The organism is Luteimonas pelagia (assembly GCF_054776035.1).
This window is the reverse complement of sequence record NZ_BAAHCG010000003.1, coordinates 245,994-257,993: the sequence shown is the minus strand read 5'-3', so window position 1 is coordinate 257,993 and position 12,000 is coordinate 245,994. Positions and strand designations below refer to the sequence as shown.

At 73.9% G+C, this 12,000-nt stretch carries 10 protein-coding genes; all 10 read right to left on the bottom strand.

The features are described from left to right. Nucleotides 1-5: 5 nt before the first annotated feature. Nucleotides 6-1,337 carry a flagellar filament capping protein FliD gene (gene fliD / locus ACYU7H_RS10115; RefSeq protein ID WP_460814415.1) on the bottom strand — a complete coding sequence of 444 codons (1,332 nt, stop codon included), beginning with the start codon at nt 1,335-1,337 and terminating at the stop codon, nt 6-8. Nucleotides 1,338-1,639: 302 nt separating this feature from the next. Then, complete coding sequence (locus ACYU7H_RS10110; protein WP_460814413.1) at nt 1,640-2,872, bottom strand: flagellin; 1,233 nt, start codon at nt 2,870-2,872, stop codon at nt 1,640-1,642. A gap of 163 nt (nt 2,873-3,035) precedes the next feature. After that, a complete protein-coding gene (flgL, locus tag ACYU7H_RS10105; protein WP_460814411.1) occupies nt 3,036-4,238 on the bottom strand; it encodes a flagellar hook-associated protein FlgL in 1,203 nt (400 codons plus the stop codon). Then, nucleotides 4,235-6,112, bottom strand: coding sequence for a flagellar hook-associated protein FlgK (gene flgK, locus ACYU7H_RS10100; protein WP_460814409.1), 1,878 nt, complete (start codon nt 6,110-6,112; stop codon nt 4,235-4,237). The genes flgL and flgK overlap by 4 nt, the downstream gene beginning before the upstream one ends. Next, nucleotides 6,112-7,194 (bottom strand): flagellar assembly peptidoglycan hydrolase FlgJ, encoded by a 1,083-nt coding sequence (flgJ, locus tag ACYU7H_RS10095; RefSeq protein ID WP_460814407.1) that lies wholly within the window; start codon nt 7,192-7,194, stop codon nt 6,112-6,114. The genes flgK and flgJ overlap by 1 nt, the downstream gene beginning before the upstream one ends. Before the next feature lie 25 nt (nt 7,195-7,219). Further along, nucleotides 7,220-8,329, bottom strand: coding sequence for a flagellar basal body P-ring protein FlgI (locus ACYU7H_RS10090; protein ID WP_460814406.1), 1,110 nt, complete (start codon nt 8,327-8,329; stop codon nt 7,220-7,222). Nucleotides 8,330-8,339: 10 nt separating this feature from the next. Then, entirely contained in the window at nt 8,340-9,095 is a 756-nt protein-coding gene (locus ACYU7H_RS10085; RefSeq protein ID WP_460814404.1) for a flagellar basal body L-ring protein FlgH, read from the bottom strand. Nucleotides 9,096-9,103: 8 nt separating this feature from the next. Then, nucleotides 9,104-9,889 (bottom strand): flagellar basal-body rod protein FlgG, encoded by a 786-nt coding sequence (gene flgG, locus ACYU7H_RS10080; protein ID WP_460814403.1) that lies wholly within the window; start codon nt 9,887-9,889, stop codon nt 9,104-9,106. A 49-nt stretch (nt 9,890-9,938) separates the two neighbouring features. Beyond that, nucleotides 9,939-10,685 (bottom strand): flagellar basal body rod protein FlgF, encoded by a 747-nt coding sequence (locus ACYU7H_RS10075; protein ID WP_460814401.1) that lies wholly within the window; start codon nt 10,683-10,685, stop codon nt 9,939-9,941. 70 nt (nt 10,686-10,755) lie between these two features. Continuing rightward, nucleotides 10,756-11,976, bottom strand: a complete 1,221-nt coding sequence (gene flgE / locus ACYU7H_RS10070; RefSeq protein WP_460814400.1) for a flagellar hook protein FlgE — start codon at nt 11,974-11,976, stop codon at nt 10,756-10,758. Nucleotides 11,977-12,000 lie beyond the last annotated feature (24 nt).

Here is a 12,000-nt window from a genome sequence, read left to right as displayed (position 1 = left end):
CGACCTCAGGACGGAAGGTTCGCGAGCTGCTGGGCGATGAAGCTGCTGGTGGACTGCATGCGGGAAACGAGAACGTCGAGCGCGGTGAACTGGGCGCGGTAGCGGGACTCGACGTCCGCCATGCGCCGGTCGAGCGCCGCGCGCTGGTCGTCGATGCGCTTGTCGCGGGCCTTCAGCCCCGCGTCGCGCCCGTCGAGCAGGCCGTCGTCGTCGAGCAGTCCGGCCAGGGTGGACTCGAGCCGGCCGGTGAGGCTGCCGCCTCCCTCCCCGAACAGGCGCGCGGCGACCGCCGGGTCGGCGGCGAGTGCCGCGTCGAACGCGGTCTCGTCGAGCGACAGCCGGCCCTTGTCGTCGATGGCGATGCCGAGCGCGTCGAGGTCGGCGACCGATGCGCTGATCGCGCCGCGCAGGTCGCGCGCGGTGCCGCGCACCATCGCGTCGCCGTTGAGGGCGGCGGCGATGTTCGCCTCGGCGTTGTAGCTGGTGGCCTTGTCGATCGCGTCGCGCGCGCGGTTGTAGGCGCCGACGAAGGATTTCGCCGCGCCGCGCAGCACCGACGGGTCGCTGGACACGGTGAGGGTGGACACCGTGCCGGGCGCGGCCGTCTTGAGGGTGAGGGTCACGCCTTCCAGCAGGTCGGAGACGGTGTTGCCGGCCGAGGTGCGCAGCAGGCCGTCGACCATGACGCGCGCATCCGCCGCTGCGGCGAGTTCCGACAGCGCGGGGTCGGCGATCGCGGCAAGCCCGCCGTCGCCGCCGCTGGCGGTGACCGACAGCGCGTTGGCCGCGCCGGTCTCCGTCGCCGACAGCACCAGGTGGGCGCCGTCGTCGGCGTTGACGATCGTCGCGACCACGCCCTTGCCGCCGGCCTGCACGTTGATCGCGTCGCGGATGCCCGAGAGCGTGGCCTCGCCTTCGCCGACGACCACCTCGATGGTCGTCTCGCCGGAGGAAATGGTGAGCGTGCCGGTGCCCACGCGCGACGTCGCGTCGGCATGGGCCGCGGAGGACACCTTGTGCGCGGATGCGAGCGCGAGGACTTCGACCTGCACGCTGCCGACGGCGGCGCCGGCCGACGCGCTCGCGGAGAAGCCGGCGCCCTCGCCGACGGTCGCCCGGCGCGCCTGCGCGGCGTCGCCGGCGCCGAGCTTGCCGACCGCGTCGCGCAGCGCCGCGAAGGCACCGCGCAGGCTGCCGAGCGCGGACACCTGGGCATCGACGCGGCGCTGGTCGCGGTCCAGCCGCGCCGTCGCGGGCGCGCGTTCGGCGGCCACGAGCTGGGCCACGATCGAGCCGACGTCCAGCCCGCTGCCGATGCCGGCGCTGCTCATCGCCATGGCGCGGCCTCCCCGGCGGGCGGCGCGGACGGCCTGGATCGATCGGCGCGGAGGGTCATGGACGGTCTCGTGGACGGCGGATCGGGCGGAGCCCGACGCCACGCGGCGCCGGGGGTCGAGGGTTCTATCGGCCGCGGGAACGCGACCTTGAGCACGGAACCGGTGCCGGGTGCGTCGGTGCGCGCGAAGGGCGCAGGTCGACGTCGGGCGCGCGGGAAAAAGTCGGGGCGAAAAAAAAGTGGCGCGACCGGAGTCGCGCCACCCTGGGTTGGACGGGACGGGGAGCGTCCCGCCCGGGGTCGTCAGCGCAGGAGGCTGAGCACGCCCTGCGGGGCCTGGTTGGCCTGCGCCAGCATCGCGGTGCCGGCCTGCTGCAGGATCTGGTTGCGCGTCAGCTGCGCCGTTTCCTTGGCGAAGTCGGCGTCCTGGATCCGGCTGCGGGCGGCCGACAGGTTCTCGGAGGTCGTGGAGAGGTTGGCGACGACCGAGCTGAAGCGGTTCTGGATCGCACCCATCTTGGCGCGGGCGCTGTTGATGGCGGTCAGCGCGGCGTCCATCGCCAGCATCGCGTTGTCGGCGCCGGTGGCCGAGGAGATGTCCAGCGAGGAGAAGCCGGTCTGCGCGGTGCCGGCGATCGTCGCCGCCGCCGTCGTGCCGTCGCTCAGGCCCGAGGTCGCGGCCGTCGCGCCGGAGACGACCAGGTCGGCGCCGTTGCTGCTGATGGTCAGCTCGCCGGTGCCGCTGTCGTAGGCAGCCGACACGCCGGCGGCGGCCAGGTTGGCGTTGCCGTTGATCGCCGTGGCGATGTCGGACATGCGCGTGGCTTCCGCGGTGGCGGCGTCGGTCTGCTCGGCGAGGGCGCCGTAGTTGATCGTCTCGCCGTTCAGCGTGAACGAACCGGAGGCGAAGTCGACGCCGGTCGCGGTGTCGGCATCGCCGTCGAGGTCGTCGCCGTCGGTCGGGTCGGTGAGGTCGGAGGCGTCGATGGTGATCGAGGCGCCCGTGGTGTCCACCGCGGTCCAGCTGCCCAGCGACGAGGACGAGGCATTGACGATGTCGTCGATGCTGATCGTCTCGCCCTGGTTGGCGCCGACCTGGAACACCTGGTCGGCGAACGAGCCGTCGAGCAGCTGCACGCCGTTGAAGGCGGTCTTGGAGGCGACGCGGTCGATCTCGGCCTTCAGCTGCTGGGCTTCGGCGTCGAGCGCGGCGCGGTCGGTGTCGGAGTTGGTGGCGTTGCGCGACTGGACGGCCAGCTCGCGGATGCGCTGCAGGTTGTTGGCGATCTCGCCCATCGCGCCTTCGGCGGTCTGCGCCAGCGAGATGCCGTCGTTCGCGTTGCGGGCGGCCTGGTCCATGCCGCGGATCTGGGTGGTGAAGCGCTCGGAGATGGCCATGCCGGCGGCATCGTCCTTGGCGCTGTTGATGCGCAGGCCCGAGGACAGGCGCTGCAGGCTGGTCGCGAGGTCGGAACCGGACGTCGACAGGTTGCGCTGGGCATTGAGCGACATCACGTTGGTGTTGATGACTTGCATCGTTGCGGTCTCCTGGAAGTGGTGGTCCGGCACGGCGAGGCCTGGGCCGGAATTCGCAGGGTGTTGCCGTTGGGCCTCGCCGCTGCTGTGGGTAGTAACGGCGGGTGGCTGTCAAGCTTTAGGGCGTCCGGGAAAAACCTCCGGCGACGCCGCGGGCGGCGACTCAGCCCAGCTTGTCGAACAGCGACAGGCCCTGGATGCGCAGCATCGTGCGCTGGGCCGCCTCGAGCGCGGTGAGTTCCAGGCCCAGGCGCGAGGCGGCCTCGGCGTAGTCCACGTCGCGCAACGCCGAGAGCGACGCCTGCATGGACGTATCGAGGGCCATGCGCGTGTCGTCCGCCCCGTCGATCGCCGCCAAGCGCATGCCCGTGCCCGAGCGCAGGCGCAGCAGGTGGTCCTGGGCGGTGGACAGGTCGGCGATGGCGCCGCCGAGCGTGTTCGTCTGTGCCGCGCGCTGCGCGGGCGTGGCGACCGGCGCGGCGAGCGCGTCGGCCAAGGACTGCAGGGTGGCGAAGATGTCGCGGTTCGGCGCCGGCGCGAGCGCGAAGCCGTCGCCGGGGGCGGGCGTGCCGTCGAATTGCATCCGCAGGCCGGCGGCGTCGATCGTGTCGCCGGGTGCGTAGGCGCCGCTCGCCAGCACGGTGCCGCCGGCATCGAGCATGCGCCAGGCATCGGCCGCGGTGAACTCCAGGCGCAGCGGCGCGGCCGGCCATGCGGCGGCGTCGGCCACGGCGGCGGTCTGCAGCACCGCGGTGCCGCCGTTGCCCGCGAGCGCGCTGCCACGCAGCTGGCCGTCGCCGGTGCGCACGCGCAGGAACACGCTGCTGCCCGGGTCGCTGTCGGCCAGCGCGAGGTCGGGGGCGACGTCGACCTGGTTGCGGCCGTCGTCGCCGGCATAGCTGACGCCGCCCGCGGCATCGGTGAACGGCACCACGCCGTCGCGCGTGCCGGCGAACAGGGCGCGGCCGTTGCCGTCCACGCGGTTGGCGACGGCGAGCAGTTGCTGGCGCAGCTGGCGGACCTCGTTGCCGAGCGCCTGGCGGTCGGACTGCGACAGCGTCGGCGTGTTCGCCTGCAGGGCCAGTTCGCGGGCGCGGGCGAGCACGTCGCCCGAATCGACCAGCGCTTCCTCCTGCAGGTGCAGGCGGTGGCCGAGCGCGCCGGCGTTCTCGCCGAAGCGCACGAGTTCGGCCAGCGCATGGTCCAGCCGCTGGGCCTGCGCGGCGGCTGACGGATTGTCCGCCGCCGTCGCGAGCTTGTTGCCGGTGACCAGCTGCCGCTGCACGTCGGCGAGCGACGACTGCCGCTGGAGCAGGGCGGCCAGGCCCTGCGCGTGCAGGCTCGCGGTGGACAGGCGCAGGGTCATCGTCGCACCGCCCCGAGCAGCGACTGGAACATCGAGTCGGCGGTGGCGATCACCTGTGCCGCGGCCTGGTAGGCCTGCTGGAAGCGCAGCAGGTCGGCGGCCTCCTCGTCGAGGTTCACGCCCGACAGCGATTCGCGTTCGGCGACCACCTGGTCGTGGATGGCCTGCTGGGCCTCCAGCGACATGCGGGCATGGCGGGCCTCGCCGCCCGCGCGCGCGGTGAGCTGCGACAGGCCGGTGGTCAGGCTGGTGGTGCCGCCGTCGAGCAGCGCGAGGTCGTCGAGCGCCGCCAGGTCGCGCGCATTGCCGTTGTCGGACGACCGTGGCGGCGTCCGCGCCAGGGTGAACACGTCGCCCGCCGCCGGCGTGCCCGACAGGGGCAGCGACCAGCCGGTGCCGGCGATCGGGGTCCCGGCCGTGTAGGCGAAGGGCCCGTTGCCGTCGATCGTGTACTGGTCGGCGTCGATGAATTCGACCGTCGCGCCGGCGAACGACGCGAAGGCCGCCGGGTCGGTGACGGTCGCCGCGCCCGGCGCGGCATCGCCGAGGTTCGCGGTCGCCGCGCGGGCCTGCAGCGGACGCGCCGCCGCGATGCCGTTGGGATCCGCGAGCGCGACCTGCAGGCCACCTGCGGCGCCGCTGGTCGGCGCCAGCGCGAAGCGGTCGCCCGCCGCGGGCGCGCCCGAGACCACGAGCGCGATGCCCGCCACGCGGAGCGGGTCGGCGGCGTTGCCGGTGCCGGCGACCGGCACCGCGGTGCCGTCCGGCCGAGACGCGGTCCACGCGGCACCGTCGAAGCGCAGGCGCAGGTCGTGGTCCTGCAGCGCACCGACGTCCGCCACGCCGGCGGCCAGCGTCGCACTGCCGGCATTGCCCGAATGCGCGGCCACGCGCGGGGCCGGCACGTCGAACAGCGGTGCCCCGGGGTTGCCCGCGGCATCCACGCCGGCGGCCTGGATGGCGTTGGCCTGCAGCGCGACCGCGGTCGCGACCCGGCCGAGCGCGGCGCGTGCGGGGTCGAGCACGCGCTCGCGGAATTCCAGCAGTCCGCCGACTTCGCCCGACACCATGTGCGCGCCCAGCGGGACCGCGCCGGCGGGCCCGTCGATGGCCAGCCGCACGCGCTCCGGACGGTACGGGTCCGGGGTCGCCGTCAGGGCGTGGCCACGCTGCCCCAGGACCAGCGCCTGGCCACCGGTGGTGAACACGTTGAGCGCGCCGTCGTCCTGCGCGAGGGTCTCCACGCCGACCAGCGTGGCCAGCTGGTCGACGCGCAGCGCGCGCGCGTCGAGCAGGTCGGGGGTCGCGTTGCCGCCGGCGGCGACGATGTCGCGGTTGAGGTTGGCGATCTCGCGGACCAGGCGGTTGGCGTCGGCCACGGTGGACGACAGCTGGCGGTCGACGTCGGCGTCCAGCCCGGCCAGTTGCGCGTCCTGCGCGCGGAAGCGCTGCGCGAGCTGCCCTGCGTCGGCCAGCAGCTGGCTGCGCGCGATGCCGGACGTGGGATCGGTCGCCACGCCCTGCGCGGCGGCGAAGAACGCGGACCAGGGGCCGGACATCGACGTGGCCGGATCGCTCGCCAGCGCGTCGATGCGCGAGGACAGCGCGGCGACGCGCGACAGGCGACCGAGTTCGCCGCTGCTGTCGACCTGGCGGGCGAACACCAGCCCGTCGGCCAGGCGTTGCAGGCGCGCGACCTCCACGCCCGCGCCCACGTAGCCGCGGCCGACGGCCTCGCCCGGGCGCGCGGCCAGTTCGACGCGCTGGCGGCTGTAGCCGGGGGTGGTCGCGTTGGCGACGTTGTGGCCGATCGTGCCCAGCGCACGCTGGAAGGCGAGCAGGCCGGACGTGCCGGTGGAGAGCATGTCGCCCATCAGTACCTCCCGGTGGCCAGGGCGGCCGAGGCGACCGCGGTCGCCGGCGGGGCGACCGGAGCCGTTTCGAGGCCGGCGAGCGCGCGGCGCAGCGTCGGGCCGTTGGCGATCGCGGTGATCTTGTCGGCGTAGCGCGGGTCGGTGGCGTAGCCGGCCCGCTGCAGCGCGCTGGCGAACCGGTGCACGTCCTGGCCGGTGCCGCGCGCCGCGGCGTAGCGGTCGCGGCCGATCAGGCGCACGTAGTCGGCGAAGCTGTCGCCGGCCGAGTCGTAGGCGCGGAACTCGGCGTTCTGGCCGACGCGCACGCCGCCGACGAATTCATGGGTGGCCGACGCCACGCGCGCGCCGCGCCAGCCGCCGCTCGCCTTGATCCCGAACAGATTGTGCGAGTCGCCGCCGCCGACCAGGCGCTTGCCCCAGCCGGTCTCCAGTGCCGCCTGCGCGACCAGCGCACGGGCGGGCACCCCGAGTTCCGCCGCGGCCTTGCGCGCATGCGGCCAGACGGAGCGCGCGAACGCCTCGGGCGAACTGCAGTCGATCGGGCCGGCGTCCCCGCAGGCGGCCGGGTCCGCGGCGGCGGGCGCCGGCAACGGCGACGCGGGCGACGCCTGCAGCGACACGCCGCTCGAGCTGGGCAAAAGCGCGAGGGCATCGCCTTGCAGCCCCGCCGGCAGCGGCAGGCCGGACGGCAGGCCGGACGGCATGCCGGCGCCCAGCGGCAGCGCGGATGGGGCGGTGGCGGGCGCGAGCGGCAGGAAGCCCGGGGCGCGTTGCAGCGGCATCGGCCCGGCCGGCGCCGCCGGCGTGGCCCCGGTCCCGCGCTGCTCGAGCTGGCGCACGATCATCGGCGCGAAGCCCAGGCCGCGGCCGCGCGTGAGTTCGCGCGCGAGCTGGCGGTCGTGCATCTCGCGGTAGGTGGTGTTGTCGCCCAGCAGCGGGTCGCCCATCGAGGCGCTGCGCATCGACTTGATGAGCAGGTGGGCGAACTGCGCCTCCAGCTCGCGCGCGGCATGCTCCATCCGCGCACGGGTCGGCGCGGGGTCAGTCTGCAGCGGGATCGCGGTGGCGTCGGGCAGTCGCATGTGTGGGTGCAGGCAAGCCGCGTGCCTAGATCACCTCGAGCGAGGCGCGCAGCGCGCCCGCCTGCTTGAGGGCCTCGAGGATCGCGACGATGTCGCCCGGCGCCGCGCCCACGGCATTCACCGCGCGCACGATGTCACCGAGCGAGGTGCCGCCCTCGAACAGGAACATGCGGCTGCCGTCGTCGGAGGCGGTCACGGTGGACACCGGCGCCACGACCGTGTCACCGCGGCCGAACGCGCCGGGCTGGCTGATCGCCGCGTCCTCGGAGATGGTCACGGTGAGCGAACCATGGGCGACGGCGGCCGGCAGCACGGTCACCTGGCCGCCCATCACCACCGTGCCCGTGCGGGCGTTGACGATGACCTTCGCCGCGGCCGCGCCCGGCGTGACGTCCAATGATTCGAGCCGGGCCAGGAACGCGATGCGGTCGCCCGGCGGCGGCAGCACCTGGATGGTCACCGCGTCGATGGCGTGCGCGCGGCCGGGGCCGAACGCCGAATCGATCGCCGAGACGATCCGCGCGGCGGTGGTGAAGTCCGCCTCGCGCAGGTTGAGCGTCACGTTGCCCGCCGGGGCCGCGCCGGGGACCGCGCGCTCCACGATCGCGCCGTTGGGGATGCTGCCGCCGTTGGGCGCGTTGACCGAGATCCGCGAGCCGTCGCGCCCGGAGGCGCCGAAGCCCGAGACCACCAGGTTGCCCTGGGCGATGGCGTACACCTGCCCGTCGGCGCCCTTGAGCGGGGTCATCAGCAGGCTGCCGCCACGCAGCGAGCCGGCGTTGCCGATCGAGGAGACCGACACGTCGATCGTCTGGCCCGGCTTGGCGAACGCGGGCAGTTCCGCGTGCACCGCCACCGCGGCGACGTTCTTGAGCTGCGGGTTGACGCCCGGCGGCAGGGTGACGCCGAGCTGCGAGAGCAGCGTCTTCAGGCTCTGCACCGTGAAGGGCGTCTGGCTGGTGCGGTCGCCGCTGCCGTCCAGGCCCACGACCAGGCCGTAGCCGACCAGCGGGTTGCCGCGCACGCCGGCGACCTGCGCGAGGTCCTTGATGCGCTCGGCGCGCGCGTCCGGCGCGGCACCCAGGGCGAACACCACGCAGGACAGCAACGCGAAGGGGAGGAATGCACGATGCACGGCGGCCACCTCAGAACGGGAACAGCGCGGAGTTGAAGAACCGGCCGAGCCAGCCCATCGCGTTGGAGCGCGCGAGGGTGCCGCGGCCGCCATAGACGATCTGCGCATCGCCCACCCGGTCGGAGGTGATCCGGTTGTCCGGACCGATATCGGCCGTGCGCACGATCCCTTGAACCTGCACGAGCTCGTCGCCCTGGTTGAGGCGCAGCTGCTTGCTGCCGCGCACCAGCAGGTTGCCGTTGCCCAGGTCCTGGATGACCGTGGCGGTGACCGTGCCGGCGAGCTGGTTGCTCTGGGTGGAGTCCCCGCTGCCGCCGAACTTGCGGCCGGCGTCCACCTCGGCCTGCAGCAGCGGGTTGCCGTTGTAGGTCACGCCCATCCCGCCGATCGTCGGCGCGCCGATGCCGATGCTGTTGTCCTTGGTGACCGCGGTCTTGGCGGCCGACCGCGCGGCGGTGCTTTCCACCAGGACGATGGTCAGCAGGTCGCCGACCGCGCGCGCCTTGTCGTCCTCGAACAGGCGGATGCCGTGGCCGCCCTGGCCGGCGGCGTAGATGGAGCCGCCGCCGTCGCCGGCGACCGGGACGGCGTGGTGCGGTGCCGGCATGGCGGCAGCCACGGGCGCGCCCGGCCCGGCGACGGTGCCGGCCGGCGCCCCGATCGGCGCGAAGGGGCGCACGTCGCCGCTCAGCGTGTTGACCGTTCCGCAGCCGGCCAGCGCGAGGCTGGCGGCGCACAGCGCGGCGATCCCGGGCAGTCGCGTCATGGGGGCGCTCACAGGTTGTTGTTGAGGTAGGCGAGCATCCCGTCGGTGGTCGAGATCGCCTTCGCGTTGGTTTCGTACGCGCGCTGCGTCTCGATCATCGACACGAGCTCCTCGACCACGTTGACGTTGGAGCCCTCCAGCGCGCCCTGCACCAGCAGGCCGGCGCCGCCCTGGCCGGGCGCGCCGCTCTGCGCCGGGCCGCTGGCGCCGGTCTCCAGGTACAGGTTCTCGCCGCGCGCCTGCAGGCCCGCCGGGTTCACGAAGTCCGACAGGGTGAGCTGGCCGACCTGGATCGCCTCGGCCTGGCCGGGCACCTGCGCGCTCACCGTGCCGTCGGCGCCGATGGTCACGCTCTGGGTGCCTTCCGGGAACTGCAGGCCGGGCTGCACCGGGAAGCCCGCCGCGGTGACCAGCGCGCCCTCCGCGTTGACCTGGAAGCTGCCGTCGCGGGTGTAGGCGGTGCTGCCGTCGGGCATCAGCACCTCGAAGAAGCCGCGGCCGTTGATCGCCACGTCCAGCGCGTTGCCGGTCTGGTTCATCGCGCCCTGGGCGAACTGCTTGGCGGTCGCGGCCACGCGCACGCCGGTGCCGACCTGGGTGCCGGAGGGCAGCAGGGTCTGCTCGGAGCTCGCGCCGCCGGGCTGGCGCACGGTCTGGTACAGCAGGTCCTCGAAGCTGGCGCGGTCGCGCTTGAAGCCGGTGGTGTTGGTGTTGGCGAGGTTGTTCGAGATCACCGCCATGCGCGTCTGCTGCGCGTCGAGGCCGGTCTTGGCGATCCAAAGTGCCTGGGTCATGGCGGGTCTCCGGTGCGATCGGGTTGCGGGTGGCGCGGGGTGCCCGGGGTCAGCGCGGCGACAGCAGCGCGTTGGCCGTGCGGGCGTTCTCGTCCACCCCATGCAAGAGGCGTACCTGCATCTCGAACTGGCGCGCGTGCTGGATCATCGACACCAGCATCGCGGTCGCGTCGACGTTGCTGCCCTCGACGGCGCCGGGCACCAGCGCGTCGCCCTGCGCGCGCGGCAGCTCGCGGCCGGGCGCGGCGCGCATCAGGCCGTCCGCGCCGCGCACCAGTTCCGCCTGCGTGGCGGACACCAGCTGCAGCCGGCCGGCCTCGGACACTGTGTTCGGGGCTTGGCCCAAGGGGACGATCGAGATCGTGCCGTCGGCGGCCACGGTCGCGGACTGGTGCGGCGGGATCGCCAGGGGCGCGCCGTCCGCGCCCAGCACGGGCAGGCCGGTGGCGGTGGTGAGCAGGCCGTTGGGCGTCATGCGCAGGTCGCCCGCGCGGGTGAAGGCGGTGCCGCCGTCGGCGGCCTGCACGGCGAGCCAGCGGTCGGCGTGCAGCGCGACGTCGAAGGTGCCGCCGGTCTGCTGGATGGCGCCCCGGGCGTCGCTGGTGCCGAGCACCTGGTGCCGGGCGGCGACCCGCGTGCCCGCGCCGTCGCCGGCCAGCGGCGCGGCCACGGTGCCGTCGAGCGTGGCCTGGAAGCCGACCGTGTCGGCGTTCGCGAGGTTGTGCGACACCGAGGCCTGCGCGCGCAGGCTGGCGCTGGCACCGGTCATCGCGACGTAGAGCGCGCGGTCGGTCATGGTGGTGGTCCCCCGGCGGGCCGTGGCCCGCCGTCAAGCGAGGGCGGGCGGGCGCCAGGCCCGCCGGCCGTCAGCGGATGTTGATCACCGTCTGGGTGATCTGGTCCTGGGTCTGGATCATCTGCGCGTTCGCCTGGAAGTTGCGCTGCGCGGTGATCATGTTCACGAGTTGCTCGGTGAGGTCGACGTTCGACGCTTCCAGCGCGCCGCCCTGGACCGCGCCGAACCCGGACGTGCCGGCCTGGCCGCGACGCGGCTGGCCGGACTCGAACGTCTCGGCCCAGGCGTTGTCGCCCAGCGGCTGGAGGCCCTGCGGGTTGGCGAAGCCGGTCAGCGCGACCTGGCCCAGCGGCGTGGACACGCCGTTGGTGTAGCGCGCGTTGACCACGCCCTCGGGCGAGATCTCGATGCCGGTGAGCCGGCCCGTCGCGTGGCCGTCCTGGCTCAGTTCGGCGAGGCTGAAGCCGTCGCCGTACTGGGTCGAGTCGCCCAGGTCCATGGTCAGCGCCATCGGCGCGGCGCCGGTCGCGGGCGTGTACGCCGGGAGCGTGAACTGGCCGGTGGCCGGCGACACCAGCGCGCCGGTGGCCTCGTACTGGATGGTCTGCGCGCCGCCGACGGCCACGCCGTCGATGGTGGCGTGCATCTGCCACTCGTTCGGGTTGGCGGTCTTGACGAAGTACAGCGTCTGGCTGTGCGTGGCGCCCAGCGAGTCGTACACCGTCAGCGAGGTGGTGTGGTTGTAGGTCTCGGGGTCGTTCGGGTCGAACGGCGACAGCACCGGCGGCGCGGCGTTGGCCGGCAGGTTGCTCTGCACGTCGACCGCCGAGGTGGCGCGCGGCGCGGAATCGCCGGTGGTCAGCTGCAGGTCGCCGAGGCGGCCCATGTCGAAGCCGGTGCCGCTGGCGTTCGGCTGGTAGACCTGCAGGCGCTGCCCGGCCGGGTTGACGACGTAGCCCTCGCGGTCCGCCCCGAAGTTACCGGCGCGCGAGTACACGGTCGCGCCACCGTCGGAGAGGGTGAAGAAGCCCTGCCCGGAGAGCGCCAGGTCCAGGTTGCGCCCGGTGAAGTCGACGTTGCCCTGGCCGAACTGCTGCGCGACCGCCGCCAGCCGGACGCCGGCGCCGATGGCGTTGCGCGACAGGCCGTAGGCGGACGCCGCGAACACGTCGCCGAACTCGGCGCGCGACTGCTTGAAGCCGGTGGTGTTGGCGTTGGCGATGTTGTTGGAGGTGACATTCAGGTCGGCCGAGGCCGCGTTCATGCCGCTGAGCGAGATGCGGAAACTCATGTTGGGCTCCTGGTGTTCGTCTTG